The organism is Bacillus sp. SORGH_AS_0510 (assembly GCF_030818775.1).
Taxonomy (GTDB): Bacteria; Bacillota; Bacilli; order Bacillales; family Cytobacillaceae; genus Neobacillus.
Genome location: NZ_JAUTAU010000001.1, coordinates 1,746,883 through 1,770,678 on the forward strand (window position 1 = coordinate 1,746,883; position 23,796 = coordinate 1,770,678).

Consider the following 23,796-nt stretch of genomic DNA (forward strand, 5'->3'; position numbering starts at 1 on the left):
TATGGTTATAATGAAAGCATATATGAAAAAAGTGAGGAAGCTGGATTGGAAACATTAATAATTAACTATACGTCACGGGAAAAAAGATTTGCGTATCTCCGAAACAACCGTGTCGAAAATATCGTATTTGACCGACCAGAACATCGAACGCTGGTCGGTAATATTTATTTTGGGACAGTTACAAAAGTCCTGCCGGGCATGAATGCAGTGTTCATTGATATTGGCGAGGAGAAAAATGCTTATTTGCACCGGGACCAATTGCCGTCTTATGTACAAGCATCTGATAAACAACAAAACGTCACCTCCTTCGTTCACCAAGGCGAGAAGTTGCTCGTTCAAGTAGAAAAGGATGCAACAGGTACAAAAGGGCCGAAGGTAACAGGCATTCTTGAGATTCAAGGAAATCATCTCATTTATATGCCATCTGGGTGCTATGTGGCTGTTAGTAAAAAAATTGCAAATGAAGAACAGAAGAGTAGCCTCCGCCAAATAGGCAGCCATCTTAAAACAGATACAGAGGGACTGATCTTTCGTACGTCTAGTATAAACTGTACAAAAGTTGAAATTGAAGAAGAATTGATGGGACTCCGCGAGACCCATCAGGAGCTGCTTCGGCAAGCGTCACTCCTAAAGAAACCTGATCTCATTGACCAAAAAGATACCTTTATGGATCGAGTGGTAGAGCAAGTGGAAGCGATGAAGACAGGTGAGGTTATTGTAGATGACTTGGCTGTAAAAAGACTGCTCGAACAAAAAAAACCTCAAGTGAAGATCACTTTTTATAATGGTCGAGAGAATGTTTTTTCACAGCACAAGGTAGAGCATGAAATTGACAAAGCACTGAAACGGATTGTCTGGCTGGATCATGGCTCCTATTTAATTTTTGACGAAACAGAAGCACTTACCATTATTGATGTTAACACTGGAAAATTCTCAGGAAAATCGGATTACCAGGATACGGTCTTACAAACCAATCAACTTGCTGCCAAAGAAATCGTTCGACAGCTGCGACTCCGTGATATCGGTGGAATTGTTCTTATTGATTTTATTGATATGAAACGCGAAAAAGACAAGCAAACGATCCTTAACTTGGTTGAATCTGAACTGGCAAGGGATGCAAAAAGAACAAAGGTAATTGGCTTCACTCCTCTCGGCATTCTTCAGCTTACTCGAAAAAAGACGAAAGTTACCTTATCAGAAGCCTTGCAAGTGAAATGTCCAGTGTGTGAAGGGACAGGGCGCATCTTAAGCCCAGAAACCATTGCGTTCCGTTTAGAGAGAGAATTGCTGGAGCACCGTCATGCTGATTTTGAAGCCATTCTAATTGAGACAACGAATGCGGTGAAGGAGGCTCTATTGGGCCTAAAAGAGGAGCAGCGGTCCGTTTTAGAGGAGCTGTTGGGCATTCAATTGTTTTTCTCGATTCAGCCTTCTGAGCGGCATTATTATCTGCTGAAGCAGTTCGGCGATGTACAGGAGATTGCCTCAAAAGAAATGGAGCCTTCAGACGGATTCTAAATAATAGGTTGACACATTCGATTAAATTATGTATGATTTTAATGTTATGTTTGTAGCGCACCCGTGCTACAACCGCACAGAACAGGTAGTAAGATTTTGCGAGATTCGTAAAGCGCCTGTATATGGCGAGTCTGAGTTTATAAGGAGGTGCAGTTCATGTACGCAATTATCGAAACTGGCGGTAAGCAATTGAAAGTCGAAGAAGGCCAAGCTATCTACATCGAAAAATTAGATGTTGAAGCTGGTGAGACTGTTACTTTTGACAAGGTTCTTTTCGTTGGCGGTGAAACTGTAAAAGTTGGAAGTCCTGTTGTTGCAGGCGCTACTGTTACAGCTAAAGTTGAAAAACAAGGCCGTGCGAAGAAAATTATTGTTTTCAAGTACAAAGCAAAGAAAAACAACCGTAAGAAGCAAGGTCATCGTCAACCTTACACTAAAGTAATCATCGAAAAAATCAACGCGTAAGGTGTTGGAATAAGATGATTGGCATTACGATTTATCGTACTGAATCCGGTACAATTCAATCATTCGAATTAAGCGGCCATGCCTTGTTCGCTGATCGTGGAAAAGATATCGTCTGTGCAGGCGTATCTGCTGTATCTATTGGTGCTATCAATGCGGTGCACGAATTGACTGGCGTAACTCCAGATCTTGAACATCGGGCAGATGGGTTTCTCCGCTGCGTTGTTCCGGAAGAACTTCCGGAAGACGTATATGAGAAAATCCAAATTCTTCTCGAAGGAATGGTTGTCTCATTACGATCGATTGAAGAAACGTACGGAGAGCACATAAAAATTACCTTCAAAAAGCAGGAGGTGGAATAAATGTTATTAAAATTAGATCTTCAGTTGTTTGCATCTAAAAAGGGTGTAGGTTCTACAAAGAACGGACGTGACTCTATCGCAAAGCGCCTTGGTGCTAAGCGTGCAGACGGACAATTCGTAACTGGTGGTTCAATCCTTTACCGTCAACGCGGTACAAAGATTTACCCAGGTGAGAACGTTGGCCGCGGAGGAGACGACACTCTATTTGCAAAGATCGACGGCGTTGTTAAATTCGAACGTTTTGGTCGTGACCGCAAAAAAGTGAGCGTTTATCCAGTAGCTCAAGAAGCTTAAGGATTACACCACATGGAAACTCTAACCTGTTTGGTTAGAGTTTTCTTTTTGCTGCGAAAGTACACCTTCCATTCAAACTCTTCAAGGAAATTACTTCGTTAAGCTCATTTTTTACCACAATTTCAATCATTCAGATAAAAATGCTTACTCTTGGAAATTTTTTTGATATACTAACAGCAAACAATGTTCTGCATTTATGTAGGAGTGTGCGTATGGAGAGAGAATGGGATATCGTTGAGGTGCTGCGGCACTCGCGACATGATTGGTTAAACAAGCTTCAGTTAATAAAAGGGAATTTGGATTTAAATCGGATTGATCGGGCAAAAGAAGTGATTGATGAAATAGTGATTGAGGCACAGCATGAGACAAAGCTTTCTAATTTACATATGCCGTTATTTGCTTCATTACTTTTAAAATCTAATTGGATCAACCCTTCATTTAAACTGGAATATGAGGTCTTTCAAGATTCTGAATCATCCACAATTGATGACGTGAGGATAACAAGTTGGACAAACTTATTTTTTTCATGTTTAAATAGGTCAATTGAAGCTTTTCAAGAAAATCATTTATCAATAACAATTGAACCGCAATCTAACGGAATTCGTTTCTTTTTTGATTTTAGCGGGATAATACTACAAAGAGAACTGATGGAAGAATTCCTTTCTAGCCATAAGGAACCATTAACGTTAGAGGTAAAGGAATTCACTGAAAACGAACTTTCTATAGAAGTATTTATGCCTGCTATATGATAGGGTGAAGGCGTTTTCGTTTAGAACATCAGTTTGTTTAATAGTGCAAGTCGGGAGGAATAAGATGTTTGTCGATCAAACGAAGATTTATGTAAAAGGCGGAGACGGTGGAAATGGTATCGTCGCTTACCGTCGTGAAAAATATGTACCAAAAGGCGGTCCAGCCGGTGGTGATGGCGGTAAAGGGGCAGATGTAGTCTTTGAAGTAAATGAAGGACTAAGAACACTAATGGATTTCCGTTATCAACGTCATTTTAAGGCACCACGTGGTGAGCATGGAATGTCTAAAAATCAACATGGTAAAAACGCGAAGGATATGCTCGTGAAAGTTCCACCTGGTACAGTTGTCATTGACGCGGATACGAAAGAGGTGCTTGCCGATCTTGTTGAACATGGTCAGCGTGCTGTAATCGCCAAAGGTGGACGTGGGGGAAGAGGAAATTCCCGTTTTGCCACACCTTCCAATCCGGCTCCAGAGATTGCTGAAAATGGTGAACCTGGCCAGGAACGCGAAGTTATCTTGGAGTTAAAGTTGCTTGCTGATGTTGGACTTGTAGGCTATCCAAGTGTAGGAAAATCAACTTTGTTATCAGTGGTATCTTCTGCAAGACCAAAAATTGCGGAATACCATTTTACAACGATTGTTCCTAACCTGGGCATGGTTGAAACAGAGGATAACCGAAGCTTTGTCATGGCAGACCTTCCAGGCTTAATTGAAGGCGCACATGAAGGTGTCGGATTAGGGCATCAATTTTTACGACATATTGAACGGACAAGAGTAATTGTTCATGTCATCGATATGGCTGCAACAGAAGGCCGAGATCCGTTTGAAGATTACCTGACAATTAATAAAGAATTAGAAGAATATAATCTTCGCCTAACAGAGCGTCCGCAAATTATTGTTGCGAATAAAATGGACATTCCGGAAGCGGAAGAGAATTTACAAAAATTCAAAGAACGTCTTGAAGAAGATTATCCCATTTTCCCAATCTCGGCGATTACAAGAAAAGGTCTGCGTGAGCTCTTATTCTCTATCGCAGATAAGATTGAGGAAACTCCAGAATTCCCACTAGACCATGAAGAAGAGGAAACAGGAGTTCATCGTGTTCTTTATAAGCATGAAGCAGACCCAGAGGCATTTTATATTACAAGAGAGCCGGATGGTTCATTTGTGATATCTGGTGAAAAGATTGAAAAAATGTTTAAAATGACGAATTTCCAAACAGAAGAATCTGTTCGCCGTTTCTCACGTCAACTACGTACGCTCGGTGTCGATGATGCGTTAAGACAAAGGGGAGCAAAAGACGGGGATATTGTTAAGCTGATGGAATTTGAATTTGAGTTTGTCGATTAGGTTCCGTAAGAGATCAGAGGTAGAGAGATGAGAATGGATAATTTTGATAAAAAATATTACCTGGTCCGTGAAGATGTATTGCCCGAAGCTATGAAGAAAACCATAGACGTGAAGGATATGCTTGAAAGAGGAAAGGCTGAATCAGTGGCGGATGCTGTTCAAAAAGTGGACTTAAGCAGAAGCGCTTATTATAAATACAGAGATACAGTTTTTCCTTTTTCAACAATTACAAAGGAAAAGCTCATCACCCTCTTTTTTCATCTGGAAGATCGCTCCGGTACATTATCGAAACTGTTAGGAGTGGTTGCTTCGTCTGGCTGTAATGTCTTAACCATACACCAGACGATCCCACTTCAAGGCAGAGCGAATGTGACGTTGTCGCTAAATACATCAAACTTGACTATGGAATTCGATGACGTGCTTTCAGAATTAAGAAAGCTTGAATTTGTCGAGAAAGTAGAAGTGCTGGGAACAGGTGCTTAATGAACAATGGTTCATTAGGTTCGGCTGGTCTCAGCCTTCTTTTTACCTATGAGGGGGTAGAGGGGAATGAAGGTTGGTTTTTTAGGACCTAAGGCTACGTTTACAGAGCTTGCAGTCAAGAAGGTCTTTCCTGGATTTGAACTTATGCCGTATCGAACCATTCCTGAAAGTATGGATGCATTAGTGGAGAAGGAAGTCAATCTGGCTGTAGTTCCAATTGAAAATGCACTTGAAGGCTCTGTGAATATCACACTTGATTATTTAACGCATGTGGTACAGGTACCGATTGTAGGGGAAATCACCTTACCAATCAAACAGCATTTAATGGTTCATCCAACGAATGAAGACCAATGGATGGAGATCTCTAAAATCTACAGCCATTCACATGCGATTGCACAATGCCATAAATTCTTACATCATCAATTTAAAGGCATTCCATATGAAGCTGTTTCTTCCACAGCAGCGGCTGCTCAATTTGTCATGGAGCGGCCTGAGCTAAAATCTGCTGCCATTGCCAATGAACTTGCAGCAAAGGAATATGGGTTATCCATCGTAAAAAAGAACATTCATGATTTTGACTATAACCACACTCGTTTTGTCGTCTTAAGCCAGGAATCACTTGATTTTGAAGCCATAAGCGGTTCTACCCGATACAAAACAACACTTATGGTCACATTACCTGAAGATGACCAAGCAGGTGCTCTCCATCAGGTGTTATCTGCGTTTGCATGGAGAAAATTAAATCTATCAAAAATTGAGTCGAGACCGATGAAGACAGGGATCGGCAATTACTTCTTCATCATTGATATTGAAATGAAGCTCGATGAAGTATTGATTCCTGGAGCAATGGCGGAGCTTGAAGCATTAGGCTGTGGCGTTACCCTACTGGGTAGTTACCCATCTGTAATGATAAAATTAGATTAAGAAATTAAGGACCCGCTTATTTTAGCGAGTCCTTTTTTATGATTCAATTAAGTATCCTTCTTCCTTCAATGCTGCTTCGGCTTGGTCTAAAAGTTGGACACTTGTTGCCGAAATGGTATGAAGATGGATTCCATCTGTTAACTGAGATAATAGTGAAGCACCAGTATTTTGGAGGTTTTGCATGAATTGTTTTACTTCTTGGCGATTAGACACCATAATGGATGCGGTTAAATCGCCGTAAACGGTATGCTCAATTTTAACATCCTTCACTAATACGCCATGGTCGACAAGTAAGTTTAGCTCTTTTTCGGTGTCTTCTGGTGAATGTTTGCAGGCAATGGTCCGTTCAAACGTATTTGAAAGAGCATTTTGTTTTAAATAAATATACCCTTGACTAGTTGCGATAATTGGTTCATTTTTGGCTTTAAGAAGTGTGATATCCCCAACAATCACTTGTCTGCTCACATTGGTTTTACTCGCTAGCTCGCTCCCTGTTAACGGTACAGGGCTGTCCTTTAGCTGTTGAAGAATGAATGACCTCCTTTCCTCTCCCAATATTTTCTTTTGCTCTACCATAAAATTCCTCCTAAATCTAATTCTGTTTTTTTATTCTAGCATAGTTTCCTTTATTTTAATAAGGGTTCACCTTTAAATGCCTTTACAATTTGAACCATGGCTTCCCCAAGCTGCTTAACATCCTCAAGACCGGTACTTTGGCCAAAAGAGATTCGGATAAACTCCTTTGCTTCATCCATTTCAAGACCCAGTGCTTGGGTTATTTTTGCGGGCTGCTGCATGCCGCTATGACAGGCACTCCCTGTTGAAATCGCGAACCCTAGTCGATTGAACTCAAGCATTATCCATTGACCTTGGATTCCACTAATTCCTAAACCAATGATTTGCGGAAGCTGTGAGTCTTCGTCAGCCTGGTGTATCTTAATGCTGTCCTTTATGGGCTCTAAGGATTGAATAAAGCTTTTCCTCAATACTTGGTAGTTCATTAACTCTTCCGTTAAGCGTGAATAAAGCTTTTGGGCAGCAACAGTCATGGCGGCAATGGCTGGAATGTTTAACGTCCCAGGGCGGAATCCCTTTTCATGTGAGGTTCCAGGGAAAAATGGCTCCCATTTTATCCGCGGATCGACGTATACTGCGCCAATCCCTTTTGGTCCATAGATTTTATGACCAGAAAAAGAGAAGCTGCTAACATACGGTACGACGGATTGAATCTTTACTTTTCCAAAGGACTGTACAAAATCGCTGTGAAGATGAATCTGATTCTCCTGACAAATCTTAGCTATTTCTTCAATTGGCTGGATTGTCCCAATCTCTGAATTCACATGCTGAAGGATCATTAACACGGTATCTGGTTGGATTGAACGTAACAATTGCTCTAGGTCAATTAAGCCCTTTTTATTAAACGGTAAAAGAGTGACTTCATATCCCGATTTCTTTAAACGGTTAAGTGTACCGTGGATAGAGGAATGCTCTGCTAGACCTGCTATGATATGTTTCCCTTTCTTTTTAGGAGAGGACAATAAAGCCTCAATCGCTAAAAAATTCCCTTCCGAACCACCACTCGTAAAGAAAAGACCGTTTTTGTCAATTCCAATCAGATTTGCTAGTTCTTCCCGACAGCTTTCAAGTAATGACTTCGAAAGACCTCCTATGTCATGAAGACTACTTGAATTGCCATAGAATTCTGTGGCAACTTTCACATACACCTCTGCTGCTTCAGGATCTAATGGTGTCGTAGCTGCAAAATCGAAATATTTCATGAGCTTTCTCCCGTCCTATTTATTTGGATAAAAGCGCGGACCGTTAACAAATGAAGCCCTTGTTAACTGGCATTCTATTTTTCTATTAAAGTACTTGTTTTTAGTTTAATTGTGTGTAAATATATATGTCAAGACACCTGTTGTGTCAGGAGGGTCAAAACATGACAAAAGATGATGTAATAATCATTGGTAGCGGAGTGGCAGCCCTACAGCTTGCTACTCAATTAAAGATGGAGCTAAATGTGAGGATAATCACAAAGGAAAAGATTAGAACTGCCAACTCTTATCTTGCACAAGGTGGGATTGCTGCTGCATTAGGTACGGGCGACCATCCAGCTAAGCATGTGATCGACACACTTGAAGCAGGAAGGTTTCACAATAATAAAGAGGCAGTACAGCAAGTCATTCATGCTGCACCAACCCTGATAAAAAACATGGCGCTACAAGGCGAGCTATTTGATAAGGATTCAAGCGGCGACCTTTTTCTTGGAATGGAAGGTGCACATAGTGAAAAGAGAATTGTTCATGGCGGCGGCGATGCTACTGGAAAAAATGTAATGGAGCATTTAATCAGTAGGCTTAACAACAATGTCATCATCGAAGAAAATGTCTTTGCCTATGAATTAATTCTTAATGCCGAAGGGAATCAATGTATAGGTGTGAAAGCCAAAACCCCAGAAGGATCTATTCAGCGGTATTTTGCCAGCCATATTATCATTGCTACAGGAGGTTGTGGACAATTATACAGCTATACATCCAACGCCAGCACGGTAAGTGGTGATGGTCTGGCGATGGCTTATTTGGCTGGTGCGGAAATGGTGGATATGGAGTTTATTCAATTTCATCCAACCCTTCTTTACCTTAACGATGAAACCAAGGGTTTAATTTCTGAAGCTGTCAGAGGAGAAGGGGCTATCCTTATTTCAGATGACGGAACCCCCATTATGGAGGGAGTTCATACACTAAGAGATCTCGGACCAAGACACGTAGTCTCACAAAGAATATACGAGGTTCGGAAACAAGGGAGACAAGTTTATTTAGATATTAGTCAAATAGCTGATTTTGAAAAAAGATTCCCTTCTATTACTGCAATTTGTGAGAAGAATGGTATCCGTATTAGCGATGGAAAAATCCCTGTAGCACCTGGAAGTCATTTTTTAATGGGTGGAATTAAGACGGATTTAATTGGGCGGTCATCCATTGCTGGACTCTATGCGATTGGTGAGGCATCCTGCACGGGGTTGCACGGGGCGAATCGTTTAGCAAGCAACTCCCTCTTAGAAGGTTTATTCCAAGGGGAGCAATTATCTAAATGGATAAATCAAGGCACAGAAGAGGTCCAACATGTTGAATGGAATCATACGTTTTCTTTTTCTAAAAAAGAATGTGTCCGATTACCAGATGTCCAACAACTGAAGGATTTAATGATGGAGCGGGTTGGGATTGTTAGAAATGAAGTGAATCTTAAAAGTCAATTAGCTTGGATCAACCAATTCAATGCTGATGAAGTCCATTTAGATGGCTGTTCTACTGAAGAAATAACCCAAGTTTTTATGCTGATCAATGCTAAGTTGATTACCGAAGCTGCACTAAAGCGAACGGAGAGTCGGGGCGGTCACTTTAGAAGTGATTTTCCAATGGAAGACGACGGGAATTGGCTAAGAAAATCGATTATTCATCATTATACAAATGGAGTGGGGAAAAACGATGAACACAATAAAACTGCGATCGCTACTTGAGAAGTTTTTTATAGAAGACATAGGGGAACAAGACATTACAACGGATTTAATTTTTGCAAATGATACAAAGGGAGAAATAGTGTTTCTTGCAAAAGAGGCTGGTGTTTTTTGTGGTGAGGAGATTATTAAAACTGGATTTCAACTGTTACATGCGGGGATTAAAACTCAAGTATTTGTAAAAGATGGTCAATCTTTCGAAATAGGACAAGAGCTTGCCCATGTATCAGGAAAGATTAGCGACCTTCTTAAAGGAGAACGAGTCATTCTCAACCTTGTTCAACGAATGAGCGGTATTGCAACCTTAACACGTAAGACGGTGGATACACTGGATAGTAGCCATACGAAAGTGTGTGACACAAGGAAAACGACTCCAGGGCTTCGAATGTTCGAAAAATATGCAGTCCGTTGTGGCGGCGGCTTCAACCACCGCTTCGGATTATACGATGGAGTAATGATTAAAGATAATCATATATCCTTTGCTGGCTCCATCACAAAGGCAGTCGACGCAGTCCGAGAAAAAGCCGGTCATATGGTAAAAGTGGAAGTAGAAGTGGAAACAGCAGATCAGGTGATGGAAGCGGTCAATGCCGGGGCAGATGTCATTATGTTTGATAACCGTACACCGGAAGAAATAAAGGAATTGATTAAACTCGTTCCTCCTTCCATTATCACGGAAGCCTCTGGTGGAATCCAATTAGCGAATATTGCCGACTACCGACAAACTGGTGTGGATTATATTTCACTGGGCTATTTAACTCATTCATATAAAGCACTCGACATTAGTGTTAAAGTGCGTTGGAACAAGGGAGATGAGTAAGGTGAACCTATTAGATGTTTTACAAAAGAATACGATGATTCCAGAAAAGTATAAGCAAATGTCTCGAGAAGAGCTAGAGAACCGAGTGATGGAAGTAAAAAAACAGCTTGGGCCACGTTTATTTATCCCAGGGCATCATTATCAAAAGGATGAAGTGGTCCAGTTTGCGGATGCGACGGGAGATTCCTTACAGCTTGCGCAATTATCCGCCCAAAATGTTGATGCAGAATATATAGTTTTCTGTGGTGTACATTTTATGGCAGAAACGGCGGATATTTTAACAACTGAACAGCAAAAGGTCATTTTACCCGATATGCGCGCGGGATGTTCTATGGCTGATATGGCAGATATTCAGCAAACAGAACGAGCATGGGAGCGATTGCAAGAGCTTTTTGGAGAAACCATCCTTCCTTTAACCTATGTGAATTCAACGGCTGCCATTAAAGGGTTTGTGGGAGCGAATGGCGGGGCAACTGTTACCTCTTCCAATGCTGAAACGATGGTGAAATGGGCATTCGAGAGAAAGGAACGAATTCTTTTCTTACCTGATCAGCATTTAGGCAGAAACACAGCAGCTGATTTGGGGATAGGATTAGATGAAATGGCCATTTGGAACCCTATCACCAATGAGTTAGAATTCGATGGAGATCTATCAGGAATAAAGGTTATTTTATGGAAAGGGCATTGCTCGGTCCACGAAAACTTTACGGTACAAAATGTGATTGATACCCGCTATCAATATCCAAAAATGACGATCATTGTTCATCCAGAGTGCCGCCGCGAGGTAGTGGAGCTTGCGGATATGGCCGGGTCTACCAGCTATATTATCAATGCGATTGAAAAAGCTGCGCCTGGATCCTCTTGGGCGATAGGCACAGAAATGAATTTAGTGAATCGGTTAATAAAAAATCATCCGGATAAAAAAATTATCTCGTTAAATCCACATATGTGTCCATGCCTAACCATGAACAGAATTGACTTGCCACATCTTGTGTGGAGCCTAGACACATTAGAAGAAACAAAAAATGTTATAAAAGTAAGCCCAGAAATCGCCCAAAACGCAAAACTAGCACTAGAAAGAATGCTGCAAAATTCATAAGTAATGAAGAAAAGGTGCCATTTAACGATAGGCATCTTTTTTTTTCATTTGTTAATGCCCTTATTTTGAATTGGAACACACCTGTTGATTGGAGCGGAAGGCGCGAAGTCTCTGTGGGAGTATGGTTCAGGGGAGACCCCGCAGGCGAGTTTCTCTGAGGAGGCTCGCCGAAACACCCACGAACCGCTCGTGCCTGGAGCGGAATCAACAGACAGCTTATGTGCCTTATACTTGTACTAAAAAACAAGGTGTCTGTCCTTTCTTTCTGCCTTATTCATATTTTTTGGAAAAACAGCATAAGTTTTTCTGAAGAATGTTAGCACTTTGCCCATTTTCACATACACTATATGGACTTATGCATAGGAGGGAAATCAGAGTGAAGATCCATATCGTACAGAAAGGGGATACTCTTTGGAAAATCGCCAAGAAGTACGGCGTGAATTTTGAAGAGCTGAAAAAATTAAATTCGCAGCTCAGCAACCCTGATATGATTATGCCCGGTATGAAAATCAAAGTCCCTACAACAGGAGGAAGTATAAAGAAAGAATCTCCAATGGGAACAAAACCGGAAACAACAATCAATTTAGGTGTAAAGAAAGAAATGCCGTTCACCAAAGAGAAGCCAGTGCCAAAGCCAATAGTTGAGGCACCGATTGTAAAAGAAGCACCCAAAAAAGAAATGCCGATTGTCAAAGAAAAACCAATCGTGAAAGAAGCACCAAAAGTACCTTATACTCCTAAAATGCCTCTACAAATTGTCCCAGAAATCGATATAAATAATTATTATATGATGAACATGCAAAATATGACGGTACAGCAGCCTCAGTTGCCGCCAAAACCAGCTAATATCCTTCCAGAGGTAAAAGAAGTTCCGAAAAAAGAAATTCCAGTAAAAGAGACACCAGTAGTTCCAAAGACACCTGTGGTTCCAACACCGCCGCCAGTTGAAGCTCCAGTAGCTGAAATGCCGGTTCAAGAACAATGTGTGCCAATGACTCCAATAATGCCAGGTCCTGGCTTTTGCCCACCATTTGGTGGCTATCCGATGATGCCAATGCCAATGCCATATCCACAAATGCAGGGGATGGCAATGCCAGCAGGCAATCCAGGAGTAGCTCCGATGGCGACTGCACCTATGACAGGACACTATTTCCATGGTGATGAATCATCTTCCTTTATGCCGCAAGTACCTGTAATGAACCCAGGTGGAATGATGGGGGCGCCAAACCCTGGATTCCAGCAGCCAATGCAAAATCCTTACATGGATCAAGCGGGAATGGGTCAAATGCCAATGGGCTACGGCCAGATGCCAGCCGGATATGGAGAAATGCCAGCGGGAATGGGTCAAATGCCAATGGGCTACGGCCAAATGCCAGCCGGATATGGAGAAATGCCAGCGGGAATGGGTCAAATGCCAATGGGCTACGGCCAAATGCCAGCCGGATATGGAGAAATGCCAGCGGGAATGGGTCAAATGCCAATGGGCTACGGCCAAATGCCAGTCGGATATGGAGAAATGCCGGCAGGAATGGGTCAAACGCCAATGGGTTACGGCCAGATGCCAGCCGGATATGGAGAAATGCCGGCAGGAATGGGTCAAATGCCGATGGGAGCACAGCCGGGTATGCCAACTCAAACACAAGCAGCTCCAGTTATGCCAGGAACTGCATATGGCAATCCAGGCAGGGTGAATCCTAACGTGATGGGTGGTCAAATGTCATATGGATATCCGCAAATGGGCGGTATGAATCCATATTTTGTAACAGAATTTGACTCGCCGGATGATAGTCCTTCTGGTGTTCAAATGCCATACATGCACAACCCATATCCAGTACAAAGTTTACCAGTAGGTGCAGGTGGTGATTGTGGTTGTGGAGGACCACAGCCAACTCCTTATATGGGTGGCATGCCAGCTGCAGAAGCAGCGCCAGCAGCTATGCCAACAAGCTTTATTCCACCAACCCCACCGATCTATAGTGCACCATACACAGGTCCAATGAATATGGCTCAGCCTCCATATATGAACCCATATGGAATGGGACCTGCAGGAAGTAATCCTTACGGTATGCCAGGGTACCGTGATGAAAGTAATTAATATGTCAGCAAACAAAAAAGGAGACGATGATTATCTAAATCGTCTCTTCTCTTATTTTCAGTTACAGTTTTTCGAAAAAATCATCCAATTTGTTCCCCTTCGAAAATCCGTTTTTTTTCTCAAGACGGGGGAAAATACTTATATTATTAAGGGCTATTCGACTAATAGCCGACTAAGATTACAAGAGGTATTTACTGATACACTGAAAAAAGAAGGATTCACGAAAACCTATGCCTATCTCACTCCTCTAGTAAAAGAACAATTGTTTTTTGAAGGGACATATTTTGGGTGTATCCAATATATTCCACCTCATAAAACGGCCTTTACTTTTCATACGGAGAGGAATCGCCAAGAAGGCTTAGACCTCCTTGAACAATTTCATCTAACCACTCGTTTGTTTGAGGGGCGCTATCGTACATTATTATCAAAGGGACATCTATTAGAAAAATGGGTAGAACGGTTAAATCAATTTTCCTCTAATCTTCCTTACATGAAGCATTTTATAAAAGAGCAGGTTCTTTTGGATATGGTGTCATGGGCAAAATGGGCACTAGCTGGAATGGAGCAAAGGTACCATCAATTCTATAAGGAGCCCATTGTCATTCTCCATGGCGATGTTGCCCACCATAATTTTCTTCGTAATTTTCAAGGACAACTACACTTAATTGATTTTGATTTAATTTCAATTGGACCGCCAGCATTTGACTATTTACAATATGCCAATCGAATCCTTCCATTTATGGATTGGTCTCTTGAAAAGTTGGAAAAAATGAACCAAATGAAAAAATATTTACATGAAGAGGCATTTTTATATGCATTAGCCTATCCGGCTGACATTTTTCGGGAATGGAATCGATTAATCAGAGAAAAATCATACACTGATTCTGCAAAAATCAAGCAAGTAGTGGATTTATCGACCAAACAGTTTTATGCAAGAAAAAGATTTGTTGACCAGTTACAGGAAATTGTAAAATGAATTTGCCAGAATGAAAACCCCTTTAAAATAACAACCTATAAAAGAGTAGGACTCTTAGCAGTCTTCCTCAGGATGTTATTTAAGGGGGTTTTTCGCTTGAACAAGAAACAGTGGATTATTCCTCTTTCAGCCATGTTGTCGATTGGGCTGGCAGGATGTACTAATGATAGTAATCGAGCGGGAGTTAGTAGGAATAATAGCTCCGCACAGCCGATGGGCTACTACTCCAATGAGAATCACCCTTCACAAGATAATCTATTCGGTGATAATGACGGTGGGGTAACAGAAATCATGGATCATACCATCGGAAACGAGGACCAGCTTACCACAGACCATAATAGAAAAATCCTTCAGAATCGGGATGAAAATGGTAATCCAATAAATCCGACCAAGCCTTTAGCTAAAAAGGATCGGAATTTTTTCCAACGTGATAACCGTTTTAGCACCAGTGATATGAACTATCACGGACATTTAAGTAAAAACACCGGTAACACTGGGGTAGCTACCAACCCGGACTTTCAAGATAGTGTTACGGCAAAAATCAGAAGGAAAGTAGCATCTGTCGATAATGTACAGGATGTACGTTCGGTTGCCTATGGGAATACAGTTATTGTTTCAGTCAAATTAGTGAATGACAAAAAGAAAGCTGAAACAAAAAGAGCGATTAAGAATGCCGTTCAACCCTATACAAAGGGAAGAGACGTTACGGTGATAACGGACGAAGGTACCATGGGACGCGACCGTAACAAGCATAATGACAGTCAACCACATAAATGGGGACAATAAAGAAAGGAGCAAAGCTTTTTGGGCTTTGCTCTTTTCTTGATGTTAAAAAATTGTCACAGATAAAGTCCTTGATAATGTAGTATTTTATGTTCCAATCTAAAGGAAAGAAGCCCTAATGCCCATGGAAAGTGAAAGAAAGCGCGACCGGTAAATAGGGAGGGTTTCTAATGCTCGTGGCAAGGTTCCCTTAAGGACTTTTGTACACTTAAGTGCGAATAGAACTCTGTCTACGCTTCGCAAATTTGACCAGTCTTCTTGATCAGGAACGCCCAGGGCTCTGCTCTTTTCTTACGAAAAATACTCTAGGGATAAAAAGCCAATTTAAGGCTAAACTAGGAATGTAAATATTGTTCAATTTTTAACAAATAGAGGTGAGGAGCATGAGGTTCACTTGGATAGCAATGTACCGGTTCGGAATAGCCGTTTTTGCTGTTACTTTCTTCATGTATAGTGGCTGGGCTCCAGGAATCACAGGCTCCGCTGCACTACAGGAACCAGTAGAAAGACAGCAGAAGAAAGAACCGCTGCACTTTACCGTCATTCTAGAAAATGTCTATGTAGATGGCGAAATCAGCCAGGAGGTCATTCACGAGACTTGTTGGTCCATGGAGAACTTTTGGGCAAAATACGACCAGTGGCAGATGGTGGATATGGATGACACCACGTTTGTGTTTAGAAGGCAGGTAGACGATATCTCCCCACTGCTAAAAGCAAATGGCTTCTTTGGAATTACGGAAGACGGGGTGCTGACCATATTTAATGGCAGACCAGACCATTTCAAAATCATTCAATCTTTTTTTCAAATAGATATCAAAAAACTAGAAAGTAAAACACAAGAAGAATTACTGCAAGGGATACCAATCAAATCAAAGGACCATTACGTCGAAGTGCTAGAAACGTTTAAGCCTTATTCGCTAAAAAAATAATAATCTACTTTCAATCAGACTGAGTTGCATCAGCCTGATTTTTTCTTTCTCACAGCTATTTTCTTCAATTCCTTTTCATTCTTATGTTAAAATGAAAGACAGTGCGTATTTAGAAGCTACAGGAACTAGAGGAGAGAATCGTATTGTTTGAATTTATAAAAGGGACCGTTGAATTCGTTAGTCCAGAATATATTGTGGTTGAGAACAACGGAATTGGCTATCAAATATCCACACCGAATCCGTTTATTTATTCTGGTAAAATGGAAACAATGGTAACAGTCTATACGTATCATTATGTGCGTGAAGATATCATGGCCCTTTACGGGTTTGAATCGAGAGAAGAAAAAAGGCTGTTTACAAAGCTGTTAAATGTATCTGGGATTGGACCAAAGGGAGCACTTGCCATTCTTGCGTCTGGTGAAGTACAGCAGGTGGTTACAGCAATTGAAAATGAAGACGAAGGTTTCCTTGTTAAATTTCCAGGGGTAGGGAAAAAGACAGCTCGACAAATGATTCTTGATTTAAAAGGAAAATTACAAGACATTGTCCCTGATTTCTTCCCTAACTTATTTAATGCAGATCAACTTTCTTTACATACTCAAGAAACCAATTCTGCTTTTGAAGAAGCAGTTCTTGCTTTAAAGGCTCTCGGATATTCAGAAAAGGAAATCAAAAAGATTTCACCTGAATTAAGAAAAGAACAGCTGTCAACAGACCAATACATTAAAAATGCACTTAAGCGGCTTTTAAAATAGGTGGTGAGGATGGATGGATGAGCGGATTATTTCGAGTGAAGTAAACGAGAGTGAAATAAGTCTTGAACAAAGTCTGAGACCGCAAACTTTGAAGCAATATATCGGACAGACTCAAGTAAAGGAAAACTTAGAAATTTTTATAAAGGCTGCAAAGCTTCGGAATGAAACGTTAGACCATGTACTACTTTATGGTCCTCCTGGTTTAGGAAAGACGACCCTAGCGGTCATTATTGCCAATGAAATGGGTGTGAACATCCGAACCACTGCTGGTCCAGCTATTGAGAGGCCCGGGGACTTAGCTGCGATTCTTACTGCGCTTGAGCCAGGCGATGTATTATTTATTGATGAAATCCATAGGCTGCCTCGGACAATTGAAGAGGTTTTGTATCCGGCAATGGAAGATTTCTGTCTGGATATTGTGATTGGTAAAGGTCCTAGTGCGCGCTCCGTTCGGCTTGACCTTCCTCCGTTTACCTTAGTGGGAGCGACAACGAGAGCTGGTTCATTATCTGCTCCTTTACGCGATCGATTTGGAGTTTTAAGCAGGCTCGAGTATTATAAAGAAGAACAGCTAAAAGATATTGTTTTACGAACAGCGGAGTTGTTTGAAACAGAGATTGACGGGCCTTCAGCAACAGAAATTGCTAGAAGGTCAAGGGGCACCCCGAGAATTGCAAACCGCCTACTTAGAAGGGTGCGGGATTTTGCACAAGTTAAGGGGAATGGTACAATAAACCTGCTGCTTGCAAGAGAAGCGTTAGAATTACTGCAGGTAGACCGTCTTGGTCTAGATCATATTGATCACAAGTTATTAAAAGGTATTATCGAAAGGTTTCGTGGTGGTCCAGTCGGTCTTGATACAATTGCTGCTTCGATTGGTGAAGAAGCAGAGACGATTGAAGATGTGTATGAACCTTATCTCCTGCAAATCGGTTTTTTACAAAGAACACCTAGAGGCAGGGTAGTAACAGCAGCTGTCTATCAGCATTTCGGGATGGAACAGCCTGCACAACAATAAGTAACACATTTTAATACAGATTAGGGATGTCATAATATGAAAGTAGATTTATTTGATTTTCACTTACCTGAGGAATTAATCGCTCAAGTTCCACTGAAAAATCGGACCGATAGCCGATTAATGGTCTTAAATAAGCAAACAGGTGAGATTAAACACGAAGTATTTAAAAATATTACCGAGTATTTGCGTGAAGGGGATTGCCTTGTCTTAAATGACACAAGGGTATTGCCTGCACGCCTTTTTGGTGTTAAAACAGATACTGGCGCCAAAATTGAAGTCCTGCTTTTAAAACAGTTGGAAGGTGACCAGTGGGAAACACTTATTAAACCGGCAAAGCGAGTGAAGGAAGGGACTGTCCTTGACTTTGGCGATGGTCTTTTAACTGCAGTTTGTACGGGCACCTCTGAACACGGCGGAAGAGTATTGGAATTCAAGTATGATGGGATTTTTTACGAGGTTCTTGATCAATTAGGTGAAATGCCACTGCCGCCATACATAAAAGAACAGTTGGATGATCGGGAAAGATACCAAACGGTCTTTGCACGTGAGCCTGGATCGGCTGCAGCTCCAACTGCGGGTCTTCATTTCACAGAAAGCTTATTGGAAGAAATTAAAGCAAAAGGCGTTCACATCGCGTTTATCACACTTCATGTGGGTCTTGGCACCTTCCGTCCTGTCAATGTGGACGATGTGTTGGAGCATGATATGCATTCTGAGTTTTACATGATGACAGATGGAACAGCCCGATTACTAAATGAAGTTAGAAACAACGGGGGACGAATTGTCTCGGTCGGAACGACCTCAACAAGGACATTGGAGACTATTGCATCTGCAAATGATGGAAAATTTGTTGAAGGCAGCGGCTGGACGAATATTTTTATATACCCTGGCTATACCTTTAAGGCAATCGATGGAATGATTACAAATTTCCATCTGCCTAAATCAACCTTGATTATGCTTGTCAGTGCATTAGCTGGAAGAGAGAACATCTTGCATGCCTATGAGACGGCTGTTCAAGAACGTTATCGTTTCTTCAGTTTTGGAGATGCGATGTTACTCATCTAAGCTTATGCACACGGAAGGAGATAGAAATTTGACTGCCATTCGCTACGAATTAATTAAAACATGTAAACAAACGGGAGCGCGCCTTGGTAGGGTGCACACCCCGCATGGATCGTTTGACACACCTGCATTTATGCCGGTAGGAACACTTGCAACGGTAAAAACTATGTCACCTGAAGACTTGAAGGAAATGGGTGCCGGTATTATTTTAAGTAATACCTATCACCTTTGGCTAAGACCTGGCCACGAAATCATTAAGGAGGCTGGCGGCCTTCATAAATTTATGAACTGGGACCGTGCCATCTTAACCGATTCTGGTGGTTTTCAGGTTTTCAGTTTAAGTGAGTTCCGTAAGATCGAAGAAGAAGGGGTTCATTTTAGGAACCATATGAGCGGGGAAAAGTTATTCCTTTCCCCTGAAAAAGCCATGGAGATTCAAAATGCCCTAGGCTCAGATATTATGATGGCATTTGATGAATGCCCACCATATCCTGCAAGCTTTGAGTATATGAAAAAATCAGTGGAACGCACGTCACGATGGGCTGAGCGTTGTTTAACTGCTCACCAACGTCCGCAAGACCAAGGACTTTTTGGGATTGTTCAAGGAGGAGAATACGAGGAACTTCGGAAACAAAGCGCAAAGGACCTTGTCTCTCTGGATTTCCCAGGTTATGCTGTTGGTGGACTATCGGTTGGAGAACCAAAAGATGTGATGAATCGCGTTCTCGAGTTCACAACACCACTTTTACCGAACAATAAACCAAGATATTTAATGGGTGTAGGTTCACCGGATTCATTAATTGATGGAGCGATCCGCGGAATTGATATGTTTGACTGCGTATTGCCAACCCGAATCGCTAGAAACGGGACTTTAATGACAAGTACGGGTAGACTAGTAGTCAAAAATGCACAATTTGCGAGAGATTTTGGTCCGCTGGATGAAAATTGCGATTGCTACACTTGCCGAAATTATAGCAGAGCCTATATTCGTCACTTAATTAAATGTGATGAAACATTCGGAATTCGTTTAACGTCTTACCATAATCTATATTTTCTGTTAAGATTAATGGAGAAGGTCAGACAAGCCATCATGGAAGACCGGCTTGGTGATTTCCGCGAAGAGTTTTTTGAACGTTATGGTTTTAATAAACCAAACGCGAAAAATTTCTAATAGAAATTTTTGAAAGGAGGGAAACAAAAATGCAAGGAATTAGTACAATCATTCCATTAATTTTAATGTTTGTGTTATTTTATTTCCTATTAATCCGCCCACAGCAAAAGCGCCAAAAAGCGGTTGCGAACATGCAAAACGAATTGAAAAAAGGGGATAAAATCGTTACAATCGGTGGATTACACGGTTTTATTGACTCAATTGATGATAATAAGGTAGTCATTAAGTGTGGAGATGGCAGCCGTCTTACATACGATCGTTCTGCTATTCGTGAAGTCACTGAAGCTGGTGAAGGCGTAAGTTTAACGAAATAATTGCACAAAAAAGGAAGCCGTCTTCAAAATGGCTTCCTTTTTCATTATAATTATGCCGATCTTGTATTGCTTGTTGAAATATTTACTCCTAGGATACCGCCCATCATAGCAATCAGTGTGTAGCAAGTGTGATAGATTACCTGCTCAGCAGAAAAGAGGCGATCGTAACCTAAGTATTGAAATAAGAAAACGACAATAGAGTAAATTAGACCTGTTATTCCCCCAATTAGCCAGCCCTTTTCTTTTCTCTTTCCACCTGAAAGAAATCCTCCTCCAAAAAGCCCAATAAATGATAAGGCTGTTATTACATATTGAAGTGAGTCTTCCCTAGCTGATGTAAACCTTAGAATAAAGGCAAAAATTAGACTGGAAATGACGGCAAAGGCAAAGATAAAAATTAATCCGTACAAAATGGATGTACCAAAGCTTTTTGATTCGATTTTAGCTCTCCTCCTTCAGTTACCCAGGCCTTTACCCTCATTTCTTGAAAGTCTTAGGCCTTAGATACAGTTTTTTTCCTAGTACAAGCGTATTCGGGAACGGAGAAAAGTAGAATAAAAATTTTTTTGTTTTCCTATTTTTAAATGTATTGGAAAATAATTCTCCTTATTTTTTTCCTAAAACTGCAAACAATGAATACGACTGAAAAAGGGGAGAACATAAAGTGGAAGTTTATTTCAATATCATCTTACGGACCTTATTCTTGTATTTAATGATTATTGTTATCTTTAGATTAATGGGAAAAAGAGAGATTGGTGAGTTGAGTATCCTGGATCTAGTAGTTTTTATTATGATCGGTGAAATGGCCGTTATCGCTATTGAGAATACAAAGGATCCACTGATACATTCGATTATACCAATGGTATTACTAATGATTATTCAAATCACCCTTGCCTTTATCTCACTGAAAAGTAAAAAGTTTCGGGATCTTGTCGATGGTGATCCGAGCATAATTATCAACCGCGGAAAAATTGATGAAAAAGCCATGCGAAGGCAAAGATACAATTTTGACGACTTAATGACCCAGTTAAGGGAGAAGGACATTCGCAGTATCGCAGATGTAGAATTTGCCATACTAGAATCATCGGGCAGTTTATCGGTAATTGAGAAAATAAAAAGTAACAAAAAAAATCAAAAAAAGCAGGGAGATATAACCATTCCGTTAATTTTAGATGGGGCGATAGAAGAGGAGAACTTGAAAAGAATTAACAAAACCAATCTTTGGCTGCGCCAGGAGTTGAAAAAAAAGGGATATCGTGATGTGAAAAAAATTTCCTTTTGCAGCTATGAGAATGGCGAATTTTATATTGACTTGCAGGATGAGTAAACAAAAGAAGACATGCTCAGAGGAGCGTGTCTTCTTTTGTTTAATGATAAGAAAGTCTAAAATTCTACATTGAGAATTGTCGAGCTCCAGCGCCTAGCCCCTCGGGTCAAATAACCTTCGGCAAGTAAAGTCAAAGAGCGACTTTTCTTGCCGAAGAACATTTGCCTGTCGGGGCTGACCAAGGCGCTTGCGCTTTTCTTATACAGTGATAAATTTGCCAATCCAAGGGATTCGCTTCAGCTCATCCTTTTTAATTAAGCCAAGGATTAAAAGCAGGAAAGAATAAGCTATAGTCATGGATAGGGCAGACGTACCAACACGTAACACTAAATGTTCATTTGTAAATAGATTTTCGAAAAGCCAGTACCCACAACATGCAGAGGCACCCATTGCCAAGAAGCCTTTTACATAATCCAGGATGTAAAATGAAAAGGAGACCCGCTTTAAAACGGTTGCAAAATGAAGGCCGGTAACAAGTACGAAGCCAACAATAATTCCTAGGGCCGCTCCAGTAATTCCAAATGCAGGTTGGGAGGCGAGTAGAAAAATCACTGCTGTTTTAACAACTGCACCAATGAGACTGTTGATCATAGCTGCCCGAGCGAGGTTTAGTGCTTGCAGTACAGCTTGTAGTGGTCCTTGATAGTAAAAAAACAAGAAGAACGGCGCCATGAGTCGGATGAAATAGGCTCCCTTGGTAGAACCATACATAAGCTGCATAAGCGGATCAGCAAGGACATAAAGGACAATCACGGCAAGCCCTCCTGTTAAGAAGACAAATCTTAATGCCTGTTGGAGCCGATACTCAATTAATTTGAAGTTATTTTGAGAGTTAGCCTCGCTGATTGCCGGAACGAGTGATGTTGCCAGGGAAAAAGTAACGAAAGAAGGCAGCATTAATAGTGGCATAGCGTATCCTGTCAATGCTCCATATTGTTTCGTTGCATTCACAGCAATGACACCGGCCAGAGCTAAACTATGCGCAACCACGATGGGCTCAAAAAACCAGGCAATCGAACCAATCATACGGCTACCCATTGTTGGAATTGCAATCTCCATTAACTCCTTAAATGTTCTTTTTCCCTTGTGAACAAATTGAAAAAAGTTCTTCCTTAGCTTAAACCGTTTCTTTAATTTGAACATGGTTAAAAGGTAGAGGAGTGACAGTAACTCACCTAATACAGAAGCTCCCATCGCTGCTGCTGCCGCATATTCGACTCCATAGGGCATGAATGTTTTTGTTGCAGTAGCAATAATGGTAATTCTTACAAATTGTTCTAGTATTTGAGAGATGGCTGACGGACGCATGTTTTGCCGCCCTTGAAAATATCCTCTCAACACGGAAGAAATAGCGATAATTGGTAGTGCGGGAGCAATTGCCATCAAAGGATAATATGTTCTTGGATCAGTAAAAAGTGTGGTTGATAGTAATGGCGCAAGTAAAAGTAAAGCTGGGGTGATAATGATGGATAATCCAATTGTTATCGCCAGTGAGACTACTAGAATCTTTTTGATTTCTCCATAATCTTTCCTAGCCTCTGCCTCTGCTATATTTTTAGAAATAGCGACTGGAAGGCCAAGCTGTGTAATCGTAACCACAAGAATAAATGTGGGGTATGCCATCATATATAAGCCGACGCCTTCCTCACCGATACTCCGGGCTAGAACAATTCGATAAACAAAACCAAGTACCCTTGTAATTAATCCTGCAATTAATAGGATAAACGTCCCTTTTAAAAACTTTGACATCGTGATTCCCACCTTCTCAAAAAAGAAGAATTCATATA

Annotated in this window: 25 protein-coding genes and 1 other annotated feature; of the genes, 21 read left to right on the forward strand and 4 right to left on the reverse strand. The window is 41.1% G+C overall.

The window, feature by feature from the left end:
* Positions 1-45: 45 nt before the first annotated feature.
* From QE429_RS08810 to pheA, 8 genes are all read left to right on the forward strand, one after another.
* Positions 46-1,518, forward strand: a complete 1,473-nt coding sequence (locus tag QE429_RS08810; protein WP_307286454.1) for an Rne/Rng family ribonuclease — start codon at positions 46-48, stop codon at positions 1,516-1,518.
* Between the two features lie 60 nt (positions 1,519-1,578).
* Positions 1,579-1,661: a sequence feature (ribosomal protein L21 leader region), on the forward strand.
* A 13-nt stretch (positions 1,662-1,674) separates the two neighbouring features.
* Positions 1,675-1,983 carry a 50S ribosomal protein L21 gene (gene rplU / locus QE429_RS08815; protein ID WP_283919673.1) on the forward strand — a complete coding sequence of 103 codons (309 nt, stop codon included), beginning with the start codon at positions 1,675-1,677 and terminating at the stop codon, positions 1,981-1,983.
* Positions 1,984-1,997: 14 nt separating this feature from the next.
* Entirely contained in the window at positions 1,998-2,342 is a 345-nt protein-coding gene (locus QE429_RS08820; RefSeq protein ID WP_307286457.1) for a ribosomal-processing cysteine protease Prp, read from the forward strand.
* Positions 2,343-2,636 carry a 50S ribosomal protein L27 gene (rpmA, locus tag QE429_RS08825; protein WP_066385918.1) on the forward strand — a complete coding sequence of 98 codons (294 nt, stop codon included), beginning with the start codon at positions 2,343-2,345 and terminating at the stop codon, positions 2,634-2,636.
* Between the two features lie 212 nt (positions 2,637-2,848).
* Complete coding sequence (locus QE429_RS08830; protein WP_307286463.1) at positions 2,849-3,385, forward strand: Spo0B C-terminal domain-containing protein; 537 nt, start codon at positions 2,849-2,851, stop codon at positions 3,383-3,385.
* Between the two features lie 64 nt (positions 3,386-3,449).
* Entirely contained in the window at positions 3,450-4,739 is a 1,290-nt protein-coding gene (obgE, locus tag QE429_RS08835; protein WP_307286466.1) for a GTPase ObgE, read from the forward strand.
* A gap of 27 nt (positions 4,740-4,766) precedes the next feature.
* A complete protein-coding gene (locus tag QE429_RS08840; protein ID WP_307286468.1) occupies positions 4,767-5,222 on the forward strand; it encodes an ACT domain-containing protein in 456 nt (151 codons plus the stop codon).
* 66 nt (positions 5,223-5,288) lie between these two features.
* Positions 5,289-6,146 carry a prephenate dehydratase gene (pheA, locus tag QE429_RS08845; protein WP_307286471.1) on the forward strand — a complete coding sequence of 286 codons (858 nt, stop codon included), beginning with the start codon at positions 5,289-5,291 and terminating at the stop codon, positions 6,144-6,146.
* A gap of 36 nt (positions 6,147-6,182) precedes the next feature.
* On the opposite strand, the gene QE429_RS08850 is transcribed toward pheA, so the two are convergent.
* Together QE429_RS08850 and QE429_RS08855 are read right to left on the reverse strand one after the other, a co-directional pair.
* Positions 6,183-6,722, reverse strand: a complete 540-nt coding sequence (locus QE429_RS08850; RefSeq protein WP_307286474.1) for a transcription repressor NadR — start codon at positions 6,720-6,722, stop codon at positions 6,183-6,185.
* A gap of 50 nt (positions 6,723-6,772) precedes the next feature.
* Positions 6,773-7,924 carry an IscS subfamily cysteine desulfurase gene (locus tag QE429_RS08855; protein WP_307286477.1) on the reverse strand — a complete coding sequence of 384 codons (1,152 nt, stop codon included), beginning with the start codon at positions 7,922-7,924 and terminating at the stop codon, positions 6,773-6,775.
* A 161-nt stretch (positions 7,925-8,085) separates the two neighbouring features.
* On the opposite strand from QE429_RS08855, the gene nadB reads away from it, so the two are divergent.
* From nadB to yajC, 12 genes are all read left to right on the forward strand, one after another.
* A complete protein-coding gene (gene nadB, locus QE429_RS08860; protein WP_307286480.1) occupies positions 8,086-9,663 on the forward strand; it encodes an L-aspartate oxidase in 1,578 nt (525 codons plus the stop codon).
* Positions 9,632-10,480 carry a carboxylating nicotinate-nucleotide diphosphorylase gene (gene nadC, locus QE429_RS08865; RefSeq protein ID WP_307286483.1) on the forward strand — a complete coding sequence of 283 codons (849 nt, stop codon included), beginning with the start codon at positions 9,632-9,634 and terminating at the stop codon, positions 10,478-10,480. The genes nadB and nadC overlap by 32 nt, the downstream gene beginning before the upstream one ends.
* Complete coding sequence (nadA, locus tag QE429_RS08870; protein ID WP_373463185.1) at positions 10,473-11,579, forward strand: quinolinate synthase NadA; 1,107 nt, start codon at positions 10,473-10,475, stop codon at positions 11,577-11,579. Before nadC ends, nadA begins: the two co-directional genes overlap by 8 nt.
* A 376-nt stretch (positions 11,580-11,955) precedes the next feature.
* A complete protein-coding gene (gene safA / locus QE429_RS08875; protein ID WP_307286489.1) occupies positions 11,956-13,674 on the forward strand; it encodes a SafA/ExsA family spore coat assembly protein in 1,719 nt (572 codons plus the stop codon).
* On the forward strand, positions 13,661-14,650 hold the full coding sequence (locus tag QE429_RS08880) for a phosphotransferase (RefSeq protein ID WP_307286491.1): 990 nt from the start codon (positions 13,661-13,663) through the stop codon (positions 14,648-14,650). Before safA ends, QE429_RS08880 begins: the two co-directional genes overlap by 14 nt.
* Before the next feature lie 96 nt (positions 14,651-14,746).
* The gene (locus QE429_RS08885; protein WP_307286494.1) at positions 14,747-15,436 is read left to right on the forward strand and encodes a YhcN/YlaJ family sporulation lipoprotein; all 690 of its coding nucleotides are present in this window, start codon (positions 14,747-14,749) and stop codon (positions 15,434-15,436) included.
* Positions 15,437-15,816: 380 nt separating this feature from the next.
* Positions 15,817-16,362, forward strand: coding sequence for an intercompartmental signaling factor BofC (locus QE429_RS08890; protein ID WP_307286497.1), 546 nt, complete (start codon positions 15,817-15,819; stop codon positions 16,360-16,362).
* A gap of 143 nt (positions 16,363-16,505) precedes the next feature.
* Entirely contained in the window at positions 16,506-17,117 is a 612-nt protein-coding gene (gene ruvA, locus QE429_RS08895; protein ID WP_307286498.1) for a Holliday junction branch migration protein RuvA, read from the forward strand.
* Positions 17,118-17,130: 13 nt separating this feature from the next.
* Positions 17,131-18,135, forward strand: a complete 1,005-nt coding sequence (gene ruvB, locus QE429_RS08900) for a Holliday junction branch migration DNA helicase RuvB (RefSeq protein ID WP_307286501.1) — start codon at positions 17,131-17,133, stop codon at positions 18,133-18,135.
* Positions 18,136-18,171: 36 nt separating this feature from the next.
* A complete protein-coding gene (queA, locus tag QE429_RS08905) occupies positions 18,172-19,200 on the forward strand; it encodes a tRNA preQ1(34) S-adenosylmethionine ribosyltransferase-isomerase QueA (protein ID WP_307286503.1) in 1,029 nt (342 codons plus the stop codon).
* A gap of 4 nt (positions 19,201-19,204) precedes the next feature.
* On the forward strand, positions 19,205-20,368 hold the full coding sequence (gene tgt, locus QE429_RS08910; protein WP_307290753.1) for a tRNA guanosine(34) transglycosylase Tgt: 1,164 nt from the start codon (positions 19,205-19,207) through the stop codon (positions 20,366-20,368).
* 29 nt (positions 20,369-20,397) lie between these two features.
* On the forward strand, positions 20,398-20,682 hold the full coding sequence (gene yajC, locus QE429_RS08915) for a preprotein translocase subunit YajC (RefSeq protein ID WP_307286506.1): 285 nt from the start codon (positions 20,398-20,400) through the stop codon (positions 20,680-20,682).
* A gap of 50 nt (positions 20,683-20,732) precedes the next feature.
* On the opposite strand, the gene QE429_RS08920 is transcribed toward yajC, so the two are convergent.
* A complete protein-coding gene (locus QE429_RS08920; protein WP_307286508.1) occupies positions 20,733-21,092 on the reverse strand; it encodes a TIGR04086 family membrane protein in 360 nt (119 codons plus the stop codon).
* A gap of 254 nt (positions 21,093-21,346) precedes the next feature.
* Between QE429_RS08920 and QE429_RS08925 the strand changes: the two genes are divergently transcribed.
* The gene (locus tag QE429_RS08925; protein WP_307286510.1) at positions 21,347-22,009 is read left to right on the forward strand and encodes a DUF421 domain-containing protein; all 663 of its coding nucleotides are present in this window, start codon (positions 21,347-21,349) and stop codon (positions 22,007-22,009) included.
* A 198-nt stretch (positions 22,010-22,207) separates the two neighbouring features.
* Here QE429_RS08925 and spoVB read toward each other — a convergent pair whose 3' ends face one another.
* Positions 22,208-23,758: a stage V sporulation protein B gene (spoVB, locus tag QE429_RS08930; RefSeq protein WP_307286512.1), complete on the reverse strand. Its 1,551-nt coding sequence runs from the start codon at positions 23,756-23,758 to the stop codon at positions 22,208-22,210.
* Between the last annotated feature and the right edge of the window lie 38 nt (positions 23,759-23,796).